The organism is Shewanella halifaxensis HAW-EB4 (assembly GCF_000019185.1).
In the GTDB taxonomy this organism is placed as follows: Bacteria; Pseudomonadota; Gammaproteobacteria; order Enterobacterales; family Shewanellaceae; genus Shewanella; species Shewanella halifaxensis.
The window spans coordinates 4,015,747-4,042,481 of record NC_010334.1; the positions used below are offsets into that span (position 1 = coordinate 4,015,747).

Here is a 26,735-nt window from a genome sequence, read left to right on the forward strand (position 1 = left end):
AGTTTCATCAATAAATAGGCCTTAACATGGCGCGCACCGCAGCCGCACTACACATTTTGGTTAAGCACCAAACACTTGCCGAAGACATTATCAAGCAACTTAATAAAGGCGCTAAATTCGACGTACTTGCTAAGAAACACTCGACTTGCCCATCGGGTAAGAAAGGCGGCAGTTTAGGCGAATTTAAGAAGGGCCAAATGGTGCCACAATTCGATAAAGTCTGTTTTACTGGTGAGTTAATCACCCCGCATCTAGTGAAAACTAAGTTCGGCTGGCATGTGATTAAGGTTTTGTATCGCACTTAGGCTTAATAATATTGAAAGGCCAAATGGGTATACCCACAAGAATTCGATAAAGTCTGTTTTACTGGTGAGTTAATCACCCCGCATCTAGTGAAAACTAAGTTCGGCTGGCATGTGATTAAGGTTTTGTATCGCACTTAGGCTTAATAATATTGAAAGGCCAAATGGGTATACCCACAAGAATTCGATAAAGTCTGTTTTACTGGTGAGTTAATCACCCCGCATCTAGTGAAAACTAAGTTCGGCTGGCATGTGATTAAGGTTTTGTATCGCACTTAGGCTTAATAATATTGAAAGGCCAAATGGGTATACCCACAAGAATTCGATAAAGTCTGTTTTACTGGTGAGTTAATCACCCCGCATCTAGTGAAAACTAAGTTCGGCTGGCATGTGATTAAGATCTTGTATCGAACATAAGATCCTAGGACGCTTCGCTGCGAGGTTCTAGATCCTAGAACCTAGAACCTGCTTTTCCTTCTTTTCCTAGGATCTAGAACCTTTCTTAGCTTTTCCTAGAACCTATCTTTTAAGCTTATAAAGATTACCGCTATCGGTACTGAAATAGATATCGCCTTTCGGCGTTGCTTCAATATCGCGAATACGTTCACCAAGTTCTGACATTATTCGTTGTTCAGCAATCGCTTCTCCCACCTCGTTAATCGTCACGACATTAATGTGAGTCAACTTAAGTGCACCCGCTAATAGTTTGCCATTGAGCTCAGGAAATATTTCACCACGATACAGCACTAAACTGCCTGGTGCGATTGACGGGACATACACCTTAACCGGCGGCTCAACGCCCTCTTTTAACTTGCCGTCTCCGACGCTAATCGGCCCCCAGTATTCTTTACCGTGGGAGGTGATTGGCCAGCCATAATTGGCACCGCGTTTGATTAAGTTAATTTCGTCACCGCCGCGAGGACCATGCTCAATCGACCACAGTTTTTGGCTGCTGGCATCATAAACTAACCCTTGAGGATTACGGTGGCCGTAACTCCAAATCTCATCGAGCACAGCCTTATTATCAACAAATGGATTATCGCTTGGCACACTGCCATCGGGGTTCAAACGTAAAATGGCTCCAGCATGGGTTAAGGTATCTTGGCCATTGTCACGCACGCCGCGATCGCCAATTGAAAAGTACAGACTGTTTTTATCGAAAGTAATCCGACTACCAAAGTGCCTACTGGTATCTGTGCGCGAAGTCGATACAAACAGATCTTGCCAATCGGTAAGCTTACCGTTTTTGTAAGTCGCTTGAGCAAGTGTCGTGGCGCCCTCACCTTCAATATCTTTACTGTAAGTCAGGTAAACTTTGTTAGCTTCAAAAGGAGATAATGCAATATCCAGCAAACCGCCCTGGCCCTCAGCCCACACACCTTCTGGCGTAAACAGTGTTTGATGCCTACCCGTTTCAAGGTTTACACGCTTTACCACGCCTTGTCTCTCTGTCACCAGCATGGTTTGCGGGTCAACATAGGCTAAGCCCCAAGGAATATTTAACCCACTGGCAATTTTTTCTGCTTCATAGGCTTGGGAGCAACTCGATACTGCGGCGAGTAGTAACAATCCTGTTTTGATAAGTGCTGATTTCATCCACATGCCAGTCCCCTTTTTAATTACTTTTATGATTAGGTGCTAGGACGCTGCGCTTCGAGGGCGGGCTGTGCCCTGCGAGGAAAATCAAAAGCGTGACGGACTAAAGTCCGACCTACAAATATGCTACTCAGTTGCTTTCCCGGCTCTTCCGGCTTTTCCCGCCTTAGCTTTTTAATCTCAGCCTTTCCAGCTTTTCCGTTAGCGCAGCGTTCCGTAAGTGACGCCGTCACGTTCGTAAGGCCGCAGGCCGCTCGTCTTAGCTTACACCATCTAAGCTTTACCCTTAAAATCGCCATAAAAAAACGCCTTACTCCGTTAGGAATAAGGCGTTTTTATGCCGTCTACAGACGTCGTTAATAATGACTAACGGATCGCTGAAACCAAGTAATCGATTACCGCTGTTTCTGGCGTTGACTTGTGCTTTAACTCAAATAGAGGCACTGGCTTTTCAAGCATATTACGCTCTACCATCTCACTGATAATTGGCAAGTCCAGCGTACCCGCTTTACCGACTAACAAATTATCTAGCGGCGTTGTCTTACTTAAATTAACAATATCTCTAAAGCCTTTTAAGTAAAGGAAGTCTTTAGTGAAACCACCACCACGATATACGCGTGTAGTTAAAATAAAGGCCTGCTCGGTTGTTTGACCATATTCGCGCATCAGCGTTTGGAAGGTCATCGAGAAGTCACGCTGCTCTAACATCAGATTCACCGCGATAACGCGCAGAGCCAAGATCTTGAGTCGATTCAAGGTCAAGTTGCCAGAGCAATATTCGCTGTAGATCGCCACACCCTCTTGGGTATGAGTATTACCCACAAGACCAAGCGATAATACTCTTAGCTTTTGGCGTCTAGCATTCACGGTCGTCAGCATATGCACACCGAGTTCATGGTAAGCAAACGCGACCAGTTCTTTACCTGTGAACATTGCATCTTTATTGATCAACAAACAGTTTCTTTCACTGTCGACCATCGCCTTAGCAACGATACGTGATGATTTTTCAACCTTACACTTAATGCCCCAGTCATCGGCCTGTTTTTGGAATGACTTTACCGCATGAGCGGCATCATAAACAGGCTCTTCGTCATCGGCTTCAATATTTGGCGCGCGCAGTAAAAACTCTGCATTAGCTATATCGTCTTTATCAGGCTGACCGTAATACTTAAGTGAGTTATACACAAAGTCGTCGTTACCGATAGAGCATAGCAAGTCAATCTTAGTCGCCAAGTTATCAATCACATGACGATAAAGCAGCTGAATATCCGCATCCATTACGTTTTCAACTGGCAACTTATATAGCTGCTCGCGGAACTGATATGGGTTGAGGTTTAACTGCTTATAACTAAACTCAGGTGCAACTGCACCTTTACGGGCTAAGAACTTCTTACGCTCACTGGCAATATTAATCGGGTTAATATATTTCAGTGTCGCGACATTGTTAGCCAGCTTAAATAGGCTCTTATCTAGCGATAAGATCTCTGGCGATAGAGTCGATGATAATAGATCAACGTTTCTCACCGACTTACGTTTACCAAAACGGCGCATAAAGAATGCGGCGGTTTCTGATATAGCCTGCTTAATGCCTGCTTTTAGCTCTTCTAACACCAGCGGATATAGCTCACCCGAGGTCTCATCCATAAATACTTTTTTCACTTCGACAGGCAGAACTAAAGTGTTGTCGAAATGCGCATTCACATGAGCAATTAAATAGCCTCGACCTTGAAAGACTTCATCCGTTGCCGCACGCACAGCAAGGTTAGGCAGCTCCATCTTGCTCAGCTGCTTCTCAAAGTGATGACAGGTCGCTCCCCAACGTTCGATATCAATCTGGCTCGTGCCGATGTTAAAAGTCGGCGTATCGGCTTCAATACGTTGATGATTATAAGAGTGCACATCAAAAACAATACTGTTTTTAAACTGCTTCTCTAAACGCGCGATTAGGGCACTTAACACATTGTAGAAAGACTGATGCTTAGCGTGGCTTTCACTGCGCTGCTTAGTGCTCAGGGGCTTTTGCCAGACTTGCTTGTCCCACGCGGTCTTGAAATAAGTCGAATGGGCCTTAGGGCGATTCAGATCATATTCAAAACGTGAGTCATTACCTATCAAGACGATAGGAAATGACGACAGCATTTCATCGGTGTAAGGATCTTCTTCATAAAAGCGCTCTTCTTTAGTTAGCAAGAAGGTCTTTTTCAGGTCGTCTCGCAAACGATGACCATTATGAATCGCGGTACATACGACCGGAGAGTACTCATCAATCTTTACGATAAATGAGCCACCTTCCACTTCAGCTTGAAAGCATTCGCCTTTATTAATTAACGCAATACACTCTTTCTCAGATAATGTGAGCATCGTCAATCGCCTTTCTAAATTCTGATCGCCTCTGAGTTAACACCTCTTTGGCATTAACAACACTTTCAACAAAATCAATAACTTTAGTCTGAAGCTTAACCTTATTCAGTTTGTTGATACGCATAATGCCACCAGGGCTTTGTACGTTTACTTCAATCAGCTTTTCGTTAATCACATCAATACCGACAAAGAACAAACCGTCACGCACCAGCTTAGGACCAATGTGCTTACACAGCTCTTTTTCTTTCTTGGTCAGTACATGCTTAACGACACTGCCACCGGCATGAATGTTTGAGCGAACCTCACCTTGTGCAGGAATACGCTTCATCGCACCAATAGGCTCGCCGTTTAGCATAAGAATACGTACATCGCCTTCATCTGCGCCTTCTACATACTCTTGTAAAATTACGTAGTTACCGCCTTTGCCACTGTTGATGTAGAACTCAAGCAGTGAGTGGAAGCTATTTTGAGCCGCTTTCTCAACCAAGATCACGCCCTGACCACCGTAACCATCAAGAGGCTTCATGATCATCTTGTCAGTCTTAGACTCACGTAGCACTTCTTCTAGATATTCAGGGGTTTTAGAAACATGGGTAACAGGAATAAAGGTGTTATTTGGATCATCGAATGACGCTGTGTATAGCTTGTTATTTGCAATACGTAAGCCGTCAATGTCATTCATGATGAACACTTCATCACGCACCGAATCTAAGAAGTTAAGCGCAATCGGATCCAATGGTGGATTGGCGCGCATGATAATGCTGTCAAAGCCAGCTAACGGCAAACGTAGCTTTTTGAACTGCGCTTTTTTATAGAATGAAACAATATTATTTGGCGTAACTTGTTCTTTATCGAACACTTGGCAGAACGCACTGGCTTCTGAATCACGCATAGTTAGGTTGCTAGTCGTCGCAAGCGCTACTGTGTGCCCACGAGCAACACATTCGTGAATTAAACGCAGTGTGGTATCGGTTTCAGGCTCGATACTCGTCCAAGGGTACATCAAAAATAAAATATTCAATAGGATCTCTTAAAAAAGTGGAATGCTCTAAAGATCTTGGGCCGGATGATGGCTTGGGGAGGTGTAGAGTATTCAAAATAAACAACACAATGACTCGGGTTAAATGCAACCCAAGTCAGACAATGGCATCTATCTATCAATACAAATTTGTACTAGATGGAGTGGCGTAATTTACACCATATTTTGAAATTGGAATATAAAAATATTCATACAAAATCAAATAAAGTTATTCACCAATATCACAACCAACAGTTAACCCTTGAGCCCCTATTGGAATAGGCTTTCAAGGCATTGTTCTTACGCTGTAAGAAGTGGCCAATTACTCACAGAGAGCACTGCCATACTATTTATGACCTCACTAAATGGAGCTCTGATTTAAGACATCACTCAATCAGTCCTCAATTTAATGACAAGAGGTTTTTAAATCTACGACTTTTTCACTATAAAAATGATTGGCGTCATTCACTTTAACCTGATTTCTCCCCGCATGCTTTGCCTCGTATAACGCTAAGTCTGCACGCTTTACCCAAAGTTCAAGTTCTTCACCCACTATAGACTCAGCGATGCCAGTGCTGAGTGTTACACTGTCGACTTCAGGACATGTCTCAACAATGCCTTTAGCCACTTCCTGGCCAATAGTTCGCATAATCTTCAGCGCGCTTTCAGCTTTGGTATTATCAAATAAGAGTAGGAACTCATCACCACCTAAACGAAATAGTAAGTCAGCCTTTCTGCAATGGCAGTTAATTAGCTTAACCACTGTTTTAATGACTTGGTCGCCCACATCGTGGCCATGTACATCGTTTACATCCTTGAAATAATCAATATCTATTGCCGCAATACAAGTGGCTTGTTCCATCTTAGCTTTTTCACTCGCCGTAATTAAAGATACGTCCAGTTGATGACGGTTGAGTGCGCCAGTTAATGAGTCTCGCGTTGACAGATAACTTAAATTGGCCTGCAGCTTTCTCACCGTTTCAATTACATAATGAGCAATTGATACACAGAAAAGCAGCGCAAGAATAAATCGCAGTGTCACAGTGGGTTCTTGATGCGGAAGTGCCGCTACAGCACTCGTTAAGATAATTCCCCCATTAGCCAACATGGCCATTTTTTTAGGGACTAATAGTACGATGCTTGTGACAACAGGAAACACCCAGTATGTTGCCAGCGTACCAAAGACATGAATGCTCAACACCATCGAGATAGCGAGCAAAAAAAGTGGGGGCCTATAACCCAAAATATTGCGATTTAATCGCAATATACCAAAGACTTCGATGACCAGACTTAACTCAAAGGCAAGTAAACAAAAACCGAGCAAGGTCTCTCCAATCACAAAGTTCTTGATACTTAGTGGTAGAAAAGTCATCAGTGTCACAAGCAGAATAAATGTCAGTACTCGCTGACGACTGTAAATATCGAACAGGCCTTCGTCCTGAGGGTTACCCAAAAAGCTGAATCTATCCATAGTGCCCCTCTATTAGTCATACCCTTATATGTGGATGAGCAACACAGAATAATTTATTTTAATCATCCAATAGAAAGCTTATCGCTTTAACGCTAAAAACGCAGCCTTCTGGCGTTTTTTTATCCGATAGCAACGATTAAGAATTTAACGACCTAACCTTTCATCAAGCTTAAGCCTCGCCCTACATGCCGCAGATGCAGTCAACAAGCTCAACAAATAAGCTCAATAGGCAAATATAGGGGGAAGGCCATGATAATTAACATGATGCTAAAACCATCGGCCCAATCCATTTATGACTATGCTTATGCTGTTCACTTAAAAACTTAATCTGGGGTAAAGCATGAAGCCAATAGTTGCAGATAATAAGCCCATCAAGGTCAGCCTTACTCAAGGAAAAGAGTACTACTTCTGCAGTTGTGGTCGCTCTAAAAACCAGCCTTTCTGTGACGGCTCCCACGCAGGTTCAGAGTTTAAGCCTAAGGCTTTTAAGGCCGATAAAACCGAAGACGCCTTTCTATGTCAGTGCAAACATAGCGCTAATCCCCCCTTCTGTGATGGCTCCCATAAACAATTCACTCCGGCCAATGTAGGCAAGGAAGGACCGGGTATAACCACCTCGGCCAATTCAGTAAGCACCGCACCTATAGCGACAAATACACAAGCTGAGCCAACCCTTGAATATATTCATATGCTGGCTCGTGAGGGGTTGTCAAAAGTCGGCCATCATGGCCCTATGACGTCTATGGGCGTACCACGCAGCGAGTTACCACACTGGGACGAGCTACAACTGATGGTGGCGCAAATGGCCACAAAACCCCTGATGGAAGATGTCGAAGTGTCGACAGAACTCATCATTGGCCCCCAAGCAAGAAAGCCACTTAAATTAGCAATCCCACTATTTGTTTCCGATATGAGTTACGGCTCACTATCAGAGGAAGCTAAGATTGCACTCGCTCGTGGTGCCGAGCTCGTAGGCACCGGGATCTGCTCAGGCGAAGGAGGTATGTTAGATGAGGAGCAAGCTGAAAACTCTCGTTACTTTTACGAGTTAGCCAGTGCGGAATTTGGCTATAACGAGGCCTTACTCAGCCGGGTGCAAAGCTTTCACTTCAAAGGTGGACAAGGCGCAAAAACGGGCACCGGTGGCCATCTACCCGCTAGCAAGAATGTTGGTAAAATAGCAGAGGTTCGAGGCTTACCTGAAGGGACTGACGCCATCTCTCCCCCAACCTTTAAAGATCTCAAAAGCAGCGCCGACTTTAAGCGTTTTGCAGATAGGGTTAGAGAGGTTTCTGGCGGTATTCCAATTGGCTTTAAACTCAGTGCCAATCATATTGAGCGCGATATCCAATTTGCGCTAGATGCCAGCGCCGACTACATTATCCTCGATGGTCGAGGCGGCGGTACAGGCGCTGCACCTGAAATTTTTCGTGACCATATCAGCGTACCGACGATTCCCGCGCTGGCTAGAGCGAGGCGATACTTAGATGAGCAAGGCATGAGTGGTCTGGTAACCTTGATTATTACCGGTGGTATACGCACGCCGATTGATTTTGTCAAAGCCATGGCCTTAGGTGCCGATGGTGTCGCAATTTCCAATAGTGCAATGCAGGCGATAGGCTGCGTTGCCGCACGCATGTGTAATACCAATAACTGCCCTGCAGGGATAGCAACCCAAAGAGTCGAACTTCGCCAACGCCTTGATATTGAAAAATCGGCTAGGCAGTTACAACATTTTTTTGAAGCCTCAACCGAGTTGATGCAGGTGATGGCTCGCGCCTGCGGCCATGACTCTCTCAGTCAGTTTAACAAAAACGACTTAGCCACTTGGCACTGTGAGATGGCGCGCCTAAGCGGCGTGAAATACTCAGGCTTTATGGATCTCTAAACACTCACATAAACCCGATAAAACCACCTTCTGAAGTGGGTGGCTTTCGGCTAAAAACAAAAGCAGCCCCTTTACTGCTCAACTCCTCGCATAAAGGCTCTGTCGGCCAGCGCTAACATGGCTAAATCCTCTTTAGTGTCACCATAGGCGTAGATCTGACTATAACGGCTTAAATCAAACTCCTGTGACACCTTATAAGCTTTCACCTCGCAGCTACAATCTCCTGCGCGGTAATAGCCACTATAGCGCTTACCATCACTTGCCATTTCACTACAGATAAGTGCTATGCCCATAGTCTGACACCAAGGCTTGAGGTAGAGATCCAATGAAGCAGAGACCAGCACTATGGTTGCGCCATCCGTTTGATGCAGCCTTAAGGTTTGCAGCATATCGGTTCGTAAACAGGAGGGAATGACACCACTGGCATAGGCTTCACCGATGGCTGCCACTTTAGTAGAGGAGCGCCCGACAAAGGCAAAAAAACTAACAAATGGCCTAAGCTTTCGCGCAGGGATAACGCCCAACTTGTATAGCAGGTAAAGCGGTGACATAAACACCGCGCCAAGCACTAACCGCAGTGGCGTTGCTGAATAGAGGATAAACTTGGTAAACATATCTTGATGGGTCAAGGTGCCATCAAAATCAAACAAAACAAGCTTCAAGCCTATCTCCTAAGCTGGCGATAAAATAGCGAGCCATTCTAGCAGCTTTTACGCAATTTCCTCTTCAATAATATCCACTAGCTTTAGCTGTTCATCATGACCGAAAGAGGTTTTCTCGGCGTTGGACACCAAAAATACGTTTTCGGTACATTCGCCCAAGGTACTAATTCTCGCCGAGTGGATACTCAGATTTCGTTCAGAGAGTAGGTTACAGATCTGCTCTAAATACATAGGATCATCCAAGGTATTAACCTTAAGCAGGGCTCTGTTTTTCTTTGTAGTGTGTAGCACTGTAACGACCGGAGGACTATCGAAATTCTTTAAGGCTCTTGGCGTCATTAGCTTTCTAGGTCTGTCCTTTTGATCAACCGCTCGATAGATGCGCTTAACGATCTGCTCTATTCTAGGTTCATCATCAATAGACTCATCCTTATGATCAAGCACCTTGATGATCTCCAGCACTTGACCATTTTTAGTCTGCATCATCTGGGCATCTTTCACCTTGAGCTTAGAGCTGGCTAAGGTCTTAAACAGATCGACAAATAACTTGGGTCTATCCTTGGTATAAACAAAAATACTGGTAAAGCCATTATCGCCATTTTTACCCACCAATACTCGGGTCGTTCCCGCTTCACCAGCCAGAATACCTTGAGTTATCTCAACGATATCCTCTAATGAATTACCACTAAAGAAGTTGTTCGGTAAACTGTGCCAGAATCGATTTAATCGCTCCTCTTCCACGCCCAGTTTTAGCAGTTCAGCTCTACCATCGGTTTGGTTTTCACGAATAACGGTTCGCACCTCGAAGATGTTCTCAATTCCCTGCTTTAACGTCTCTCGCACCGCCATATACAGCTGCGTCAACTGGCTTTCTTGCCAGTCATTCCAGTAGCTTTCGTTTGTGGCCATCATATCGGCAATGGTAAATAAAAACAGAGCGTTAAGTTTACCCTGGGAGCCGATGGCTTTAGCCAAATGTTTGATTACATCGGGATCGCTAATATCTTGGGTTTGAATAGCACTAATTAATACATCTTGGTTCGCCACCAGCCAATAAATAAGCGAGGTTGTCGAGGCTTTGAGTAAGTGCTCTTCGGCTAATTCTTTGGCTTGGATGGCACTTAATTCGCTGTTTTCAATCGCCTGCTTACCTGACAAGTGATGACAAAGGGTCGCAAATACCAACGCAAATCGATTACCGATATTTTGGTAAATTGAATAGGTGAGACTGTTTTTCTTATTGAGCGCAAAACTGTCGATATATTGAATGGCTTTAAAGGTATGCTCATCTACCGTAAACGCGTTATGCATATCAAACTGCATCTGGCCTTCAATAGCGTGCCACTGTGAACAATACGCCGCTAATACCCCGTAACGGTGCATTAAGCCTAAACATTTTCGCAGCCCCTTAGGGTGCGCTAGAATCGCTAAAAACTCTTCACGACAGCCTTGGTAATCTTGTAACTCACCCAGTAAACCGCGACGGGTTTGTCTGAGCAATCTAAGTGTTTGCGGCGCAATACCATCAATATTATCGTTCTCAGCAATCAGCTTGAACATACGTATGACTTGGCGTTTATCGATAAACGCCTGAGAGAACTTCACCTCTATAAGCCCGTTACAGACACTAAAATACTTATCGATTGATTGCAGATTATCGCGCTCGGTTTCGTTTAGGGTGTCGAGCTTAAAAGAATCACAGATGATCTGATTTAACTCACGCACGCGAGTCATGGCTCTAAAGAGCTGGCGCATCATACGCTCAATTGCCAGCTGACTATTATCACCTTGGCCAAACTGCATAAATTCGGCGACACCAGCTTGATGTTCGAATAACAACACATCCTGCGCAGACTGTGTCACGCAGTGCAGCGCCCACCTAACACGACAGATAAAGTCATAAGCCTCTAATAGCTCATACACTTCATCTTGCTGTAAGAAACCGATGGTTTTAAGGGCATTAGCGTTGGTAAGTGAGAAGTGCTTTTGCGCGATCCACATAATGGTGTGCACATCTCGCAATCCACCGGGGTTGTTCTTGAGGTTAGGCTCTAAATAAAGTGCGGTATTGAGCGCTTTATTGTGTCTCAGTTGCTGCTCGGCCATTTTAGCATCGTAAAAGGACAAACTAGTCCATAGCTCGTTTTGATAAAGCTGTTCTTTAATGTTTTGTGCGTGTTTTTTAGGGCCGACTAAACAGCGGATATCGAGCAGATTGGTAGCAATGGTAATATCAGATTTTGCAGATTCAATCGATTCACAGAGTGTTCTAACGGTTTGGCCTATATCTAGACCAAAATCCCACAGGCGGGTAAGAAAAAGCGATAATTGTTCTTGCTGGTGCGGGGTTAACTCTTGTTCGATAATAATGGCTAAATCGATATCAGACCTTGGGTGCAACGCCCTTCGACCATATCCCCCTACCGCATTAAGCGACATCGAGGTATTATGCAAGTTATACATCTTCCATAATGAAACCAACATTTCATCTATATGCTTAGCGCGCCTCTTTAGCAGAGTCTGCACTGGCAGAATTAAAAACTGCTCATTAAGCTTTTCGTCGAAGGTTTTTATATGAAACTTCAACTCCGAGAGAGAATTCAGTTCCACTATACTAGACATAATAAGGCTCTTTCCTATTTGCTATATAACCACTGGTTTATACCTTAATACATCAGGTAGATGACAACATTCAACGTTCTAATTAGTCCGCAGAAAACATGATTTTGACTGGATTAATCGCGACACAACCATAACAATTACGAGACTTTTTTTCAACAACGCTCAGTTATAACTCGCTCCCCATTAGCCAAGTTCGGCTAAGTTTATCGACAGAAATGAGTTGCAATAAGCGATGATCCAGCTAGGAGAATCATGCTAGAGAATCGCTATCGATTATCAATAAGGCCCATGAATAATAACAAGTTAGCATATTTACCCGTTTGCTCTGATAGAGTAACCTGTAACTTTATATAAACAGTATCAAAGCCATTACCATCCGCGTTTAAACTAACATAAATATTGTATGGCAATGACGCATTAAAGGCGCCCCCATGAAACAGAAAATAGTATTAGTGAAGAGTTATTTCGCTAAGATTGAAACCAATATACGCGAAGAGATGTGGGCCGCTAAGCCGAAAACATCAGACTTTGAATACTCCACCTGCAAGATTGATAGCGAACGGCTCAATAATGATCTACAACAGGCTATCGAGGCACTCAACACCGATGGCTATAAAGTGCAACAGATAACCCCTGTAACATCAGGAGATTATGCCTTTAAAGATCACTTCAGCGACCCTCACCTGCTAGGTAATGGCGTCAGCACAGAAGGCGGATATGGTTATGGCTTTTCCTATACCGATAGCTTGATTATTCTGGCAGAGCTTATTGCTGAAGCACCTAAGCAACAAGTGGTAAATGAAAGCCTAGACGATCCTATTCTTGATACCAATATTCCCACCGATGAGCTTAGCTAAGCTCATTCGTGCTTGGCTAATATTTGACTAGACATTCTGAAACAGCATCTCAATGGTGAAGGTAAGGACAAACTGATTAATCCGCTCGGAAAATTCATCCTCTTTACTCCAATTGTATTCAGGCGTAATTGCAAAGAATAACCAGTTCCTCGCAAAATTTTGTCTGTAGGTCATACTGACACTGGCATTCTTAACGTAATGATAAGGCTCATCGACGCCATAAATGCTCGCCTGATAGCTCAGCGCCTGCTTGTTATTGATGTATTGATAGACTTTAACGCTAGAGCCAAACTCCCAGCCATTATCTCGATCCTCATATTGCGCCACCGCGCTCCAGCGACCAACAAATGTCTCGTTAAAGGCATGCTCAATATCAAACTCGGTTGACTCACCCGTAACCTTCTTCTCTTGGTATAGCTTTTGAGTTAATCGAGTCACTGTACTCTCAGAAAGAGGATAGGTATAACGCCATCTCGCTTCGACCTTGGGCTTGAAGTTAGCCTTAATATTGAAACTAACACGATCTTTGGCATACCAATCATATCTAAGACCGATATCCCGTTCATTATTGTCATCTGGTGCTCTAATAAAGGCGAACGGATCATCCTCCCCTGTCGAGTCTAAAATAAACTTTAAGCGCTTGGTTACGCCTGGTAAATTTAATCTGGCATTGAGATTAGCTCGGTATTTGAAACCCTCTTTTTCGTAATAAGCAAAGTCGTTAAACCAGCGCACAATGGTGCCAGCTCTGGCGTCATCCTCGACTCTATCATCCACAAAAAAGCTATCAAACCAGATGGCTGGCTGGCAGAATTTAGTGTTGATGTAATCGAATGCTTTATCTATCGCTCCTTCCATCTGTGACTGGCTATAACAGGGGTCATCTTCAGGGATTGGCTTTGCTTCTACAGTGTTCGCTGCCGTATCAGACTGAGCTTCAGGCTCAAGCTCAGACGCCTTAACTTTTTGCTCTTCACCCACAGACGTTTGCGCCCCATGAGCAGACGCAAAACTAAAAGTTAAAGCAATGAATAACAACCATCTAGGAAACAAGTTATGCTCTCAGAATATGTTAATAATGAGTAAAGATAGTATCACTCATTCCCCAGGTTTACATGAGGTTCAATATTGAAACTGGCATTAAAAATTATTCCTCCGCCAATAATGATAAGCGATTAAGAGCTATCATGAGGATAATGGCATATCACCTGCGTAACTATATCACCCGCTAATTGCGCCTGCGGCTCATGAACACATAACAGTCAATCATCTTGTGATTCGCTATTTATAGCGTTAGCTAACCAAACAAACTTAGGTAGTTGCGTCAGATCTAAACAGTCACCTTGCTCGGCTATCACACTATGAGCAGGGGCATTAGTGGCGTCTTCATTAAGCGCAGCCAATAAGACCTGCTGCGCCTCACTCTCACCATGCACCAATACAATTGGTGGAGAGTCGTTAAAATGGCGATACCAGTGCAGCAGCTCAGCCTGATCGGCATGAGCCGATAGTCCGCCAACGGTATGTAGCCTCGCCGCAACATCGATACTTTGACCACTGATAGTTAAGCTTGTCGCGCCATCGACCAAGAGTCGACCAGGCGTGCCCTGCGCCTGATAGCCACAAATAATCACATCAGATAGACTGTTCGCTAGATTGTGTTCTAAATGGCAGCGAATACGGCCACCGTTACACATACCACTGCCTGCGATAATAATCAGCCCTTGGTGAATATGATTCAGCTCCATCGACTCCTCTGTGGTATCGATAAAGTCCACATTCGACAATAGTGGATGCTTTCCCGGGGATAAACGGGTAAAACGCTTAAAATCCTCATCCATTAAGGCGTAATTTTCGACATAGATCTGTGTTGCCCTAATCGCCATCGGGCTATCGAGACAGACCCGCCAACGAGATAGATCCCACTCTTTGGCGTAGAGATGAAACAGATAAAGCAGCTCCTGTGCTCGACCAACCGAAAACGCTGGCAGTAGAATATTGCCACGACTCTGATCTATGGTACGCGCAAAGATTGATTTGAGCTCTTCTAGCGTATCGTTCCATGAGCGATGTAACCTGTTGCCATAGGTACTTTCCATCAATACCAGATCCGCCGTATCGATTAAGCTTGGATCGTCTAATATCGGCATGCCTTCACGACCAAGATCGCCACTAAAGACCAGCTTTTTAGTTGAAGTCCCCTCTCCTAACCAAAGCTCAACCACTGCTGAACCTAAAATATGCCCCGCATCAGACAAACACACATTAAGATGGGGGATCACTTGTGTGCTCTCGCCATAATCGAGCGCCACAAATTGCTGCATAACACGGTCGACATCGGCATCATCGAATAGCGGCTCTAGCAAGGGTAAATCATTCTTTACTCGCTTCTTATTGAGTCGATCTATATCTCTAGCTTGGAGCATGGCGGCATCTTTTAGCATCACCGCACAAAGCTCTACCGTAGCCTTATGGCTATATATAGGTCCTGTAAACCCCGAACGAACCAACAAAGGTAATCGTCCCGAATGATCGATATGAGCATGACTTAAGACCACTGCATGGATCTGCGATGGGCTGAAGGCAAAGGGCTCGTGATTACGCAACACATCAGCCTTACTCCCTTGGATTAATCCACAGTCGAGTAATACTTGCTGTCCATCAATATTGAGTAAGTGACAAGAGCCCGTCACTTCTTGAGTCGCACCTAAAAAAGAGAGAGTCATCTGCATAGCATTCTTCCTCAAAAGGCACCGTTATTCCCTTTAAACCACTTCAACATAGAGTGGTCATCTCTGGTGCTTATGCTTAAAAGATAAACCCTTAATGAAGTTTCGACTAGCAATTAACCTAAAAATATTTTGGTTATTTTGATGGAATTTTTGCCATAAAAAAAGCAGGAATAACTTAATTATCCTGCTTATAAAATGGGAGCTTTGAGGTGAGCCCAAGTGTGGGCTCAATACGACTCAGTTAGGCTTTACGCCTGATTTCATTTAATATTTAGCTTGAAGTGTTACCCACAATTTATCGGTATCATTTGAGAAACCGTAGCCCGCATCGGCACCACTAAAGCTCGCATATTTCACGCCTACACTATAGTACTTAGCGAATGGGTACGTAGCAGAAACACCCCACTCCTGACCCATGTCGATATCGCCATAGTCAGAGTCAAACTTGTGGTACTTAGCAAGTAACTTTAGCCCTGCAAGTTTTGCTGTCAAAGCAAAGCTCGTGTCAACGAGGCCATTTTCCCAGTTACCTTTACCGCCAAATAGGAACTTATCTGTCCAACCGTTAAAGGCATGTAATGTCGCTAGCGGTGTAATAAAGCCTGCTTTACCGTCATCCGAGCCTAGCACTTCGTAACTCACTTTAGCGCCGAAGGCATCAAAGTTAATACCTGCGCCCAGATGGTAATAAGTCGCACTATAAGTCTCTGGGTTATTGGCAGCTTCTGATTGCTGAGCGAACTCGGCTTCGTAGCTTAGTTTTAACGCATCAAGCTTGATATCGCCGGTTGCACGAATACCATAAGTGTCAGTAGAGAAAGCTGCTACATCAATATTATCAATTAAATATGCATAGCCTGAGATCTTGGCGAAATCCAAAGCCTTGTAATTGATATTGACTAAATTAGTCTCGCTTTCATTCTCTTCTTTGCCAGAGCCTTCAGGGAAGATACGGTTCACATTCGCAACATAAGCGTAGTAAGCCGTTAAGCCTTCAATCGCGGTATTCTTAACTGACACCGCATCATAGGTCTGTTCATTTTGACGGAAGCCAACACCACCAACAAAACGCTGATTATCAAGCAAAATACGCTGACGACCAAGCAATGCTAACGTTTCTGCAGGACCTTTATAGCCAATATAGCTTTGGTTGATTTGAGTGTACTTATAGTCTCCGATCAATGGCTCATTCTTTGATGAGCGCACGTCATCAATTTCAGCAACTGCGTAGAGGTTATAGAGGTCACCAGTTTGGTAGTTTAAGCGTGTGCGTAATGTAGTTTGGTTTTGCTGGTCAACATTAGCAACATCAACGTCTTCATAGCGAAGGCGGAACTGCACTTTGACCGCGGAGTCATCGATAAAGGCTTTCTTTAGTGGATCAGCCGTTTCTGCGGTTGCAGCAGTAGAAGCTAAACTTGCGAGTACAGCTAGAGTAAGGGTATGGACTTTCATTTATTGTAATCCTTTTGTTTCATCATTCTCACGCGTAGTTATATTAACGAAACAAGTTTAACTTTTTGATCTAAAACAATGTTACATCTCGATTACAAATAGCTTACCAAATGTGTGACCAAGATCACCACAACGTACCGATTTAGAGGTACACACAAATAGGTATTAATTCTACCTACCTAATTCTTTGATTACTTAAATAGTTCGCGATAGGAATTTTTTAGCGAACTGTTCTACGAATAGTCCCCGCAACAACATTCAAAGCTAGTCCATAGTGGATTAGCTAGACAATAAAATGGAGTGATAAACATCACTCCTTTGACAAAGGCTCGACTTCAATTAGGTGTTTATACCCTTAGCCACATTTAGACATATCGCACCAATAAATCCATTTTCAAACAAAACATAGTTAGCAATAATTATAATTACCCTGTTGACCTGTCTATAAATGTAGGCTTGATACTCCACGCTATCGTTAAGGTTAGGAAAATATATATATCGTTATCCAACTCGCGAAACATCCAATATTGCAGCCTGACTTAACGAAAACCACTTCACATGGTAATAATGATTAAAGGAAGTGTTAAACCTTAACCAACTAGCTTGTAATTCCTTCTGCAATTAGCTTTACTTACCTAACAACAATACTGTTCATTAATTATTTAGGGGTTGATATGTTAGGCGAAAACCACTCAATTATGCATGAGTTTCCTGAGTACCAAGATATTATTGTTAAGCTTTGCCAAACTGATGAGGCTTTTGCTAAAGACACCAAACACTACAATGCACTTGATAAAGAGATCCGCGAACTTGAATTAAGAGGCGCACCAATTGATGACAATGCTATGCATCAACTGAAACATGATAGAGCAGAGTTAAAAGACTCACTGTTTCATCGCCTCAGTACCAGTGTTTAACTAATACCGAATAAATCAATACAAGTCGTTAGGGGCTGTTAAACAGCATCACTGTTCTGTAGATAGTAAAGAAACCACCGCCTTAAGTTGGTGGCATAAAGCTTAAACTAAAAGGGAGCCTAAGCTCCCTTATTCACTCACAGACGCTCATTACTGAGTCACTGAAACATGGTTACCTACGCCCCCTCAACATAGATATCTAGCACTTGAAACTAGATGGCTCCAAGTCTTATAGACGCATTTCACCTAACTCAAAACAAGGCATTAAACGAGCTAGAGGGTTTTGTCGCTAACACCACAATCAACACGTTCAACACAACACCACAGTAAAAAACAAATATTTAACAAACGTGTATTTACTGGTATCTTTGCTGCGCATATTTAGAAAGGACACTCAAATGCTGCAACAGAAATCAAAATTAGCTCATTTTTTCAAATCCGCTTCAGTGATAAAAATACTACCTATTGCGTTACTTATCATCGCTATATTTAACTCCTACTTCATTGTTAATGAGGGGCATGTAGGTGTAGTCAAGCGCTTTGGAGAAGCTAAAGATCAACAAAATCCAGGGCTGCACTTTAAAATTCCGTTTATCGAAACAGTTGAGATGATAGAGGTACGTACTCGTAAAAATGCCGAAAAAATGGCTTCGAGTACCAAAGAACAGATGCCCGTAACCGTTGAGGTCAGCGTTAACTGGACAGTTAATAAAGAAGCGGCATTAGATCTCTTCAAGCGTTACGGCGGTCTGACTCAGTTCGAGCAACGGATCCTCGATCCACGTTTTCGCTCTGCAACTAAAGACACAATTCCGCAATTCGAGGCTGAGCAGTTAATTCAAGACCGAGCCAGCGCGATTCAGGGCATCGAGCACCGCTTAGCCGAAGAGATGGAAGGCTTTCCAGTTATCGTTGATAACATTCAAATTGAAAACATCATTTTGCCGCAAAAGTACATCAACTCGATTGAGATTAAGCAAACTGAGAAAAACCTCGCCGCTGCAGAGGAGCATAAACTTGAACGTCAACGCCTTGAGGCACTGCGCGCAGTCAACACCGCTGACGCGAGAGCAAAAGGCATACTCAAAGTCGCTGAAGCCGAAGCGCAGTCCATACTGCTAAAAGGTAAAGCCGAAGCTCAAGCTATTGAAGCGAAAGCTAAGGCCCTTAAAAATAACCCGCTTATTGTTAAGCTTACCGAAGCACAAGCTTGGGATGGCAGACTACCTATGACCATGATGGGGGAAAGCGTCATGCCGATTATGGACATTCGAAACGCCAACGAGTCGAATTAATGGCATAAATAAGAGCTATCAAATAGCAGATGAGTGAAGCCTAACAACTTCCACTCATCTATTCAGCTTGGTACAATAACTATGAACTAAACGCTAGCCTATCTTTGTTTTTTAGCTGCTTTTGTTTTTCTTGCTGACGTTCTAATCGTTGCTTTTCTATATTAATAAACTCTTTTGTTTCAAACTCTAGATTAATAAAGGCGCTATCACGCCCCTTCATCTTTTGCTCTAAAATTACAGTGACTCCATCGGTATTCATCGCAGTCCAACGCTTACCAGCGCAACGCCCTTGTAAGACACATTGATATGAGTTCAACTCACCAGATGTAAACGCTGTTGTTTGATAGCCGCTAGCAATCAGTGAAGCTTCTATCTGCTGGAAATCATCTTTAAAACTTGCACTATGGGCTGAATAGTCGTGCGTAGTCATCACAACTTTGACTAAGCCTTTCTCTGAGACTTGAACGAGTTGGTAGTGCTTGGCGATTGAAAAATTTTTAGGCAAGCGATCCGTGTTAACTTCAGAAAAATCTAGTCGTTTAATCACCTCACCATATGCAGCAATATCATCTCCCCAGTTGACCCCAAAAGGAGCAGATGCCGATACCGAGATAGGTACTATCATCAAAAGCAGAGCAAATATTTTCATCTTAATTCTCAAAAGTCAAAAAACTGACGCAGTATACCACCAAAGGGATATACCTCAAGAACTTAACTCACACAAACAAAAAACTTAGGTTACAAGTAGTAAAGTTCACATTGCCACTACAGTTCTGTGTCCTTAAATTCTAAAAAGAGCAATAAATTGACGACAATTGTCTTTTCCAACAATCGGTTTGCTTCTAAATAACTTAAGCAACCTGACATATACGCAGCTTAAGTAAGATTAAAGCAACTTGCCAAATACCTATATGGGTTCGAACAGACTTTATGTTAGTTTGCCCGCCTAAAGTTAACATACCACTAATTAGCTAGATGGATATTGCTCTGCAATCACTCAAGGCAGGCGTTAACGGGCATTAAGAGTGCAGCGATAAAAACACAGGCATAAAATCACTGCTATAAAAGGACAAGCATAAATGAGAACATCAAAGTTAACCGTCGCCTTACTTGGTTCAACCCTGTTAGCCCTAAGTGGCTGCGCACTTACACAAGCGCCTAAGCTTGTGAGTGAAGTGCAATTTAATGACCCCCAATTTGCCCTATGCGTACAGCAAAGTGGCATCAAAGTGCTGGATCAGATCACTGAGCTTAGTTGTAACAAGCAGCAAATTACCAATGTAGACGAAATTAGCTTTATGCCTGCACTGACGGCATTGGTGTTACTGGATAATAAAATCACTGACATTGATATCAGCGATAATGAAAACCTTGACCGCCTCATCATAGGCAATAACCAGCTGACAAATATTGATCTGTCTAATAGCCCACAGCTGATCGCGCTCAATATTTCTGGCAATAAGATCACCAGCGTAGATATAAGCGCCAATCCTAAACTCAAGAGTCTCTACGCTTATAAGCTGCCACTGACTTCTATAGATGTCTCGAGTCTACCGAAATTAAGGGATCTTGGCCTAAGCCGCCATCAACTGACCGATATTGACCTATCTGGTAATCCTGAGTTACAGACACTAAACCTATCGGTCGGCACGCTAACAAAAATCGATCTGTCTCATAACCCTAAGTTGAACCACCTTTACCTGCCCAGCAACCAGCTTAGCGAGCTTAATCTTGAGAGTAATCCAGATCTGAGAGTCGTTGCCGTCAGAAACAACCAGCTCAAGCAGTTAGACTTAAGCCACAATCCGCTACTGATAAAAGTCAAAGCCGATTACAACCAAATCGATGACATCATATTGAGCCATGACGCGCCATTAATGGAGCTAGAGCTGAATAATAACCGCATCACAGCGCTAGACATATCCTCATTCAAACAGCTCAACAAGCTAGTGGCATTTAATAATCCACTACAGCAACTGACCTTAAATGAGCAGCATCGACCTGAAATGCTATCAATAGAGGGTACCCCGGTTGCACTGGCCAGTAAAAACGTCAACCAACAGGATATCTCTAACTTACTATCGCCTCGAGTGAGCATTATTGAAGGTGGAACCATTACCCAGAACAGCAATCAATACCATGTGTCTGCCAGTCAACTCGTGATGCCAGCCCTAGGGCAATATATTGGCTTTCGCTACGCGGTTAGCCTACCAAAAGACAAGTCGGGTAAAATCGATTCTAGCCTTGCTCAGCAAAACCAGTTTCCAATTACAGTGCGCATGACTCACCCCGAGATAGTCGACCCTAAGAGCGGTAAAGGTTTTACCAGCTCAAGTTGGACCGACACCATGTTTAAGCACGACCGTAATCTCGCGATGTGGTATTTCGGTGAGCCTTATGAACTTGTCACTGGCCGTTGGACATTAGAGATCCTTTATCGTGATTCAGTCGTGGCCAAAAAGTCTTTCATGCTAGTCAATATGGATGAAAAGCCTAAACTAAGCAGTCAGCAGAATAGAGTCGTTGAACAAGGCCTAACGCTAGAAAAACTGGTCACTAAAGGTGAGTATTACCTTTGTGAGCAAGATAAGTATCAACAGTGTTTAGGCTTTAAAGATGCCAATAGCTGCGCCATTAAAATGCAGCCTTTTAAGGCCCAATGTTTAAAAGATGCACTAACGACCGTCAAGCAACTTTCTGAAATCCCAATGAATGACCAACTAAAAGAGTTCTTTAGTCATTACATCGCCTGTATGGGCAGTCAATACATTGAAACGACCGAACTTAACCCACAACAGGTAGGTCACTGCTTAAGCCAATAGCATTTCACCGTTTTACAATGCATACCTTTTTCAAGCCCGCCTCGCGCGGGCTTTTTGTTAGTTATACCAATGACTTAAATATTCAGCACTGAAAGTCCTTTAGCCCTCTTTATTCAACAATACTTATTAACAATTCAAATGTTGACTTTTTATGGCAACTCTAGAAGATAGTTCGGTTAACAATAATTGAAAGTTCGTTGAAAATTCATAATAAGATCCGTTAAAAAACGATAGAAATTTTGACAAGGAAGGAAGTACAAAAATGAAAAAATCCCTCATAGCGATAGCCCTAGCAACAAGCTTTCTAGGTGGCTGTGGCACATCAGAACTGAACAACGATTCTAAAACGGCTAAAACAGAGGTCACTAAAACCGCCAATACTAAAGCCGAGCTTGGTAGCTTTGGGGTTGACCTAAGTGCACGTAACCAAGCCGTGAAGCCCGGTGATGACTTCTTTATGTATGCCAGCGGTACTTGGTACGACAATTATATTATGCCTGCGGATAAAACCCGCTTTGGAGCATTTACCGGTCTTGCAGAACGAAGCGAAAAGCAGGTTAAAGAGATCATCGACGATATCGCCAGTCGCAGCGACCTTAACGCTGAAGAGCAGCTCATCGCTGATTTTTACCAGTCATACATGGATACCGAGACCATTAACAAGCTCGGGATCACCCCAATCCAAGACACTCTTGACCAAATTAAAGCCGTTAAAAATACCGATGATTTGACTAAGGTATTCGGTCAGGCTTGGCTAACAGGTGCCACCTCGCCTATCTCTGGTGGCATGTGGTTCAACCGCCTCGATCCAAATCAGTACGAGATGTCTATCGGTGCTGGCGGCTTAGGCTTACCCGCTCGCTCATACTACTTAGAAGATGCCGAACGCTTCGTTAAAATCCGCGAAGCTTATGTTACTCATATCGCTGAAATGCTAGCGTTTGCAGGGATTAAAGATGGCCAAGCACGCGCCGAGGCCATCTTGGCGTTAGAGACTAAGATGGCTGAAGGTCAATGGCCACGTGAAAAGCGTCGTAACCGCGACCTCACCCTAAACCAAGTAAAGCGCAGCGACTTAGCAAAAGAGTATCCAGGTTTTGATTGGGACGTTTACTTTGCCGAGACGGGTTACCAAGTGCCACAGCTGAACATCTCTCAGCCTGAGCCTGTCAAAGCCATGATTGACCTCGTCAATAAACAACCGCTTAACGTCTGGCAAGATTATCTAACCTTCCATACTGTGAGTAACAACGCAGGCTTGCTGTCTGAAGATATCTATGCCGCCAGCTTTGGCTTCTATGGTAAAACCCTAAGTGGTCAAGAGGAGCCGCGTCCACGTTGGAAGCGTGCCGTAGAAGAAATGTCGGGCACTCAATCGTTAGGCTTTGCTATTGGTAAGGTCTACGTAGCGCGCTACTTCCCTGAGTCATCTAAGCAGCAGATGGCTGAGCTCGTTGAAAACTTACGTACCGCAATGGGTGAGCGTATCGACGGTCTAGATTGGATGGGCGCAGAGACTAAGGTCAATGCCCACGCTAAACTTGCGGCGTTTAACCCTAAAATTGGTTATCCCGATGTATGGCAAGAGTTTGATGGTGTAGAACTGACTAACAGCAACCTTGTCGGTAATATTCAAAATCTGCGTCAATTCTTCAATGCCGATAGCGTCGCTAAAGAGCTTAAGAAAACTGACCGTAACCGTTGGGGTATGACCCCACAATACGTTAATGCCTACTACAACAGCTCGTTCAACGAGATTGTATTCCCGGCAGCGATTTTGCAGCCACCGTTTTTCGATCCCAATGCCGATCCAGCGGTAAACTACGGCGGTATTGGTGCAGTTATCGGCCATGAAATGGGTCACGGTTTTGATGATCAAGGCTCGAAATCTGACGCTAACGGTATTCAGCGTAACTGGTGGACTGATTCAGACCGCGCCGCATTTGAAGCTAAAGCCGATCAGCTTGCGGCGCAGTACAGTAAGTATGAGCCTATTCCTGAGAACTTTGTTAACGGCCGCAACAGCCTAGGCGAAAACATCGGTGATGTGGGTGGCCTTGCAATGGCTTATCATGCTTACAAGCTAAGCCTTAACGGTAAAGAAGCCCCAGTGATTGATGGCGTGACAGGCGATCAGCGTTTCTTCCTTGCTTGGGCACAAGTATGGAAAGAAAAGCGCACCGAACAAAGCATGCTTAACCAACTACGTGCAGGCACTCATGCACCGGGTCGTTACCGTGCTCAGGCACCACGTAACCACGATGCTTGGTACAAGGCATTTGATGTTAAGCCTGGTGACGAGCTGTACCTTCCTGAAGATCAGCGCGTACGCATCTGGTAGTCAGCAAGCACGAACACAAGCTGAAGCTAAGCTAGAAATAAGCGAAACAAAATGCCAGTCAGCCACCTGACTGGCATTTTTTATTCCGCACTTTTTATTCCTAACGCATCTCAGTCAGATTAAACGGTTATATCCATAAGGGTTTTAAAACCATAATTTACCCCGATATCTATACTGTTAACGCAAAGCCATCACACTAGCTCGACACTTATAACAAGGCAATTGACTGGGCTAATACCAATAGGACATAACATGACAAAGCAATACATTCCAGCAAAAGTGTGGACCATGGATAATGAAAATGGTGGTCAGTGGGCCGCCATTAATCGTCCAGACTCAGGCGCTAGGCATGAGCAAGTATTACCTAAAGGTAAACAGCCATTACAACTGTATTCATTAGCGACACCTAACGGCCAAAAAGTCACTATCATGTTAGAAGAATTACTGGCCAAAGGTATAAAAGAGGCTGAGTATGATGCCTATCTAATCAACATTGGCGAAGGCGACCAATTTTCATCAGGCTTTGTTGAGATTAATCCAAATTCGAAAATTCCAGCCCTGCTTGATACCTCTTCAGAGAGTCCAATTCGGGTATTTGAGTCCGGTAATATCTTGCTCTATTTAGCCGAAAAGTTTGGCCATTTTTTACCTAAAGATCTTGCCGCTAAAGCAGAGGTGATGAACTGGCTATTCTGGTTGCAAGGCTCAGCGCCCTACCTTGGCGGCGGTTTTGGCCACTTCTATGCTTACGCACCTGAAAACTTCGAATACCCGATCAACCGCTTCGCCATGGAGACCAAGCGACAACTCGACGTGCTCGATAAGCAGCTTGCCAACAATGAATATATTGCGGGTGATGAGTACAGCATAGCCGATATCGCTATCTGGCCTTGGTACGGCAACTTAGCCTTAGGTAAATTGTATGACGCGGCCGAGTTTTTAGATGTCGCTAGTTACCCTCATCTGCAGCGCTGGGCGAAGCAGATAAGCGAGCGCGATGCCGTAAAACGTGGCCGTATCGTTAATCGAACATCGGGGGAGGAGTGGGAGCAGCTTAGCGAGCGCCACTGCGCTGCCGACATTGATGCAGTGCTAAACAAAAAACCATAGGACTATCTCTAATACAGAAAAGGCGCTTAGTGACAATCACCGAGAGCCTTTTTTAATTTAGCCTATAGCCTATTAACTGTTAGTAACTAGCTGCCCACACCACAACGGCTTAAGCGTTTTATCACCGCTTCATGCTGCGGGTAGTCATTGAGTAAAGTTTCTTGGCTGAACAGTTCAAAGTCATCAAAGGTAAACCCTGGTGACACCATACATCCCACCAGAGAAAAGCCTGGTTTATTCATCGCCGAGCCAAAAATGCAGCCTTTAGGTACGAGGAATTGTGGTCGCTCACCTACCGCTAAGTCTAAACCTAATTGCGCTGTGGTTAACTCGCCTTGTTCATCTATCATATAAATCGTCAGTGACTCACCAGCATGGAAGTACCACATCTCATCGGCGGTCAAACGATGGAAGTTCGACACCTCCCCCGTACGCAACAGGAAGTAAATACTGGTCCACAGCGCACGTGAGTCATCAAACTGCTGCTCAGAGCGGTATGATGAGCGGAAATAGCCACCTTCAACATGTTGTTCTAATTCTAAATGTTGGATAAATTGTTCAGCAGTTTGCATTACAAATACCTTGTTATATTAAGTAGGGCTGATAAACGTCCGATTGTAATCAATATCATGGTCTAAGATTGTGACTGTAATTGTGATTGCGGCGACTGTCGCTAAGATTGACGTTTTACTCCCACTTTAATTAGACGTTTTGCATAATAAAAAAGCCCTAGGCGATTAACCTTGGGCTTAGTATGATTTTTCGTGCAACTTGAGTCGCGATAATTGTTGACTCTTAGTCGCTCTTCCTACCGTCGTCTTAGTGCTGACCTCGAACGCCATCACGCACCATCTCTTTGCCCGTCTCATACACTTCATCTGTGACCCAACGCGCATGTAGCAGCTTATGATTATTATCGAAAACCGCAACAAAATGACGACCATCGGCATTATTGGTTGCCATACCGATACCAGCAACTCCCTCTAGACCCAAACCACCAGTTTCAACCGACACCAGAAAGCGCCTTAGGTCGTCTAGATTATCAATTACGTTTTGCTCATCACTCATCTTTAATACTCTTATCTGTTCACACAACCAAAGCGCCTATAGGCCCTAAGTATATTATGTGGCGTACTTTACAGATCATAGCTAAGGATTAAAAGAGTGCAGTTCTAGTTTGAATAAAGGTAAATATCACACAAGCCATTTTACCCTCTGGCTGCAAATTAAGCAGACGCTTAATTTAGTCTATTATCTTGGTCACAAATCAGTGCTTAATTTACAAA

The 26,735-nt window shown here is 43.8% G+C and carries 20 protein-coding genes and 2 pseudogenes; 10 read left to right on the forward strand and 12 right to left on the reverse strand.

Going from position 1 to position 26,735, the window contains the following annotated elements:
* Nucleotides 1-26: 26 nt before the first annotated feature.
* The 3 genes and pseudogenes from ppiC to SHAL_RS22955 all read left to right on the forward strand — a co-directional run.
* The gene (gene ppiC, locus SHAL_RS17070; RefSeq protein WP_012156435.1) at nucleotides 27-305 is read left to right on the forward strand and encodes a peptidylprolyl isomerase PpiC; all 279 of its coding nucleotides are present in this window, start codon (nucleotides 27-29) and stop codon (nucleotides 303-305) included.
* Between the two features lie 42 nt (nucleotides 306-347).
* A pseudogene (locus SHAL_RS23690) lies at nucleotides 348-443 on the forward strand (peptidylprolyl isomerase); the annotation flags it as partial.
* Between the two features lie 180 nt (nucleotides 444-623).
* Nucleotides 624-719, forward strand: a pseudogene (locus tag SHAL_RS22955) (peptidylprolyl isomerase); the annotation flags it as partial.
* A 102-nt stretch (nucleotides 720-821) separates the two neighbouring features.
* On the opposite strand, the gene SHAL_RS17075 reads toward SHAL_RS22955, so the two are convergent.
* The 4 genes from SHAL_RS17075 to SHAL_RS17095 form a co-directional block, all read right to left on the reverse strand.
* Nucleotides 822-1,904, reverse strand: coding sequence for a PQQ-dependent sugar dehydrogenase (locus SHAL_RS17075; protein WP_041416080.1), 1,083 nt, complete (start codon nucleotides 1,902-1,904; stop codon nucleotides 822-824).
* A 360-nt stretch (nucleotides 1,905-2,264) separates the two neighbouring features.
* Complete coding sequence (locus SHAL_RS17085) at nucleotides 2,265-4,259, reverse strand: flavohemoglobin expression-modulating QEGLA motif protein (RefSeq protein WP_012278364.1); 1,995 nt, start codon at nucleotides 4,257-4,259, stop codon at nucleotides 2,265-2,267.
* Nucleotides 4,243-5,280, reverse strand: a complete 1,038-nt coding sequence (gene gshB, locus SHAL_RS17090) for a glutathione synthase (protein ID WP_083758325.1) — start codon at nucleotides 5,278-5,280, stop codon at nucleotides 4,243-4,245. Before gshB ends, SHAL_RS17085 begins: the two co-directional genes overlap by 17 nt.
* 403 nt (nucleotides 5,281-5,683) lie before the next feature.
* Nucleotides 5,684-6,748 (reverse strand): GGDEF domain-containing protein, encoded by a 1,065-nt coding sequence (locus SHAL_RS17095; RefSeq protein WP_012278366.1) that lies wholly within the window; start codon nucleotides 6,746-6,748, stop codon nucleotides 5,684-5,686.
* A 340-nt stretch (nucleotides 6,749-7,088) separates the two neighbouring features.
* Between SHAL_RS17095 and SHAL_RS17100 the strand changes: the two genes are divergently transcribed.
* Nucleotides 7,089-8,636: a glutamate synthase-related protein gene (locus SHAL_RS17100; protein ID WP_012278367.1), complete on the forward strand. Its 1,548-nt coding sequence runs from the start codon at nucleotides 7,089-7,091 to the stop codon at nucleotides 8,634-8,636.
* 71 nt (nucleotides 8,637-8,707) lie between these two features.
* On the opposite strand, the gene SHAL_RS17105 is transcribed toward SHAL_RS17100, so the two are convergent.
* Complete coding sequence (locus tag SHAL_RS17105) at nucleotides 8,708-9,298, reverse strand: HAD-IB family hydrolase (RefSeq protein ID WP_012278368.1); 591 nt, start codon at nucleotides 9,296-9,298, stop codon at nucleotides 8,708-8,710.
* 48 nt (nucleotides 9,299-9,346) lie between these two features.
* A complete protein-coding gene (gene glnD, locus SHAL_RS17110; protein WP_012278369.1) occupies nucleotides 9,347-11,920 on the reverse strand; it encodes a [protein-PII] uridylyltransferase in 2,574 nt (857 codons plus the stop codon).
* A gap of 431 nt (nucleotides 11,921-12,351) precedes the next feature.
* On the opposite strand from glnD, the gene SHAL_RS17115 reads away from it, so the two are divergent.
* Complete coding sequence (locus SHAL_RS17115) at nucleotides 12,352-12,777, forward strand: hypothetical protein (RefSeq protein ID WP_012278370.1); 426 nt, start codon at nucleotides 12,352-12,354, stop codon at nucleotides 12,775-12,777.
* A 27-nt stretch (nucleotides 12,778-12,804) separates the two neighbouring features.
* Here the strand turns inward: SHAL_RS17115 and SHAL_RS17120 are convergent, their stop codons facing one another.
* From SHAL_RS17120 to SHAL_RS17130, 3 genes are all read right to left on the reverse strand, one after another.
* On the reverse strand, nucleotides 12,805-13,830 hold the full coding sequence (locus SHAL_RS17120) for a hypothetical protein (protein ID WP_223296207.1): 1,026 nt from the start codon (nucleotides 13,828-13,830) through the stop codon (nucleotides 12,805-12,807).
* Between the two features lie 209 nt (nucleotides 13,831-14,039).
* The gene (locus tag SHAL_RS17125) at nucleotides 14,040-15,509 is read right to left on the reverse strand and encodes an MBL fold metallo-hydrolase RNA specificity domain-containing protein (RefSeq protein ID WP_012278372.1); all 1,470 of its coding nucleotides are present in this window, start codon (nucleotides 15,507-15,509) and stop codon (nucleotides 14,040-14,042) included.
* Nucleotides 15,510-15,773: 264 nt separating this feature from the next.
* A complete protein-coding gene (locus SHAL_RS17130) occupies nucleotides 15,774-16,964 on the reverse strand; it encodes an alginate export family protein (RefSeq protein WP_012278373.1) in 1,191 nt (396 codons plus the stop codon).
* Nucleotides 16,965-17,638: 674 nt separating this feature from the next.
* On the opposite strand from SHAL_RS17130, the gene SHAL_RS17135 reads away from it, so the two are divergent.
* Nucleotides 17,639-17,881: an HP1242/YdcH family protein gene (locus tag SHAL_RS17135; protein ID WP_012278374.1), complete on the forward strand. Its 243-nt coding sequence runs from the start codon at nucleotides 17,639-17,641 to the stop codon at nucleotides 17,879-17,881.
* Nucleotides 17,882-18,279: 398 nt separating this feature from the next.
* Nucleotides 18,280-19,176 (forward strand): prohibitin family protein, encoded by an 897-nt coding sequence (locus SHAL_RS17140; protein ID WP_012278375.1) that lies wholly within the window; start codon nucleotides 18,280-18,282, stop codon nucleotides 19,174-19,176.
* 79 nt (nucleotides 19,177-19,255) lie between these two features.
* On the opposite strand, the gene SHAL_RS17145 is transcribed toward SHAL_RS17140, so the two are convergent.
* Entirely contained in the window at nucleotides 19,256-19,825 is a 570-nt protein-coding gene (locus SHAL_RS17145) for a hypothetical protein (protein WP_012278376.1), read from the reverse strand.
* Between the two features lie 430 nt (nucleotides 19,826-20,255).
* Here SHAL_RS17145 and SHAL_RS17150 point away from each other — a divergent pair, with 430 nt between their 5' ends.
* From SHAL_RS17150 to yghU, 3 genes are all read left to right on the forward strand, one after another.
* Nucleotides 20,256-21,998, forward strand: a complete 1,743-nt coding sequence (locus tag SHAL_RS17150; protein WP_012278377.1) for a DUF3859 domain-containing protein — start codon at nucleotides 20,256-20,258, stop codon at nucleotides 21,996-21,998.
* A 262-nt stretch (nucleotides 21,999-22,260) separates the two neighbouring features.
* A complete protein-coding gene (locus SHAL_RS17155) occupies nucleotides 22,261-24,339 on the forward strand; it encodes a M13 family metallopeptidase (protein ID WP_012278378.1) in 2,079 nt (692 codons plus the stop codon).
* A 252-nt stretch (nucleotides 24,340-24,591) separates the two neighbouring features.
* The gene (yghU, locus tag SHAL_RS17160; protein WP_012278379.1) at nucleotides 24,592-25,449 is read left to right on the forward strand and encodes a glutathione-dependent disulfide-bond oxidoreductase; all 858 of its coding nucleotides are present in this window, start codon (nucleotides 24,592-24,594) and stop codon (nucleotides 25,447-25,449) included.
* A gap of 86 nt (nucleotides 25,450-25,535) precedes the next feature.
* Here yghU and SHAL_RS17165 read toward each other — a convergent pair whose 3' ends face one another.
* Together SHAL_RS17165 and SHAL_RS17170 are read right to left on the reverse strand one after the other, a co-directional pair.
* Nucleotides 25,536-26,021 carry a cupin domain-containing protein gene (locus SHAL_RS17165; protein ID WP_012278380.1) on the reverse strand — a complete coding sequence of 162 codons (486 nt, stop codon included), beginning with the start codon at nucleotides 26,019-26,021 and terminating at the stop codon, nucleotides 25,536-25,538.
* 247 nt (nucleotides 26,022-26,268) lie between these two features.
* Nucleotides 26,269-26,517 carry a hypothetical protein gene (locus SHAL_RS17170; protein ID WP_012278381.1) on the reverse strand — a complete coding sequence of 83 codons (249 nt, stop codon included), beginning with the start codon at nucleotides 26,515-26,517 and terminating at the stop codon, nucleotides 26,269-26,271.
* Between the last annotated feature and the right edge of the window lie 218 nt (nucleotides 26,518-26,735).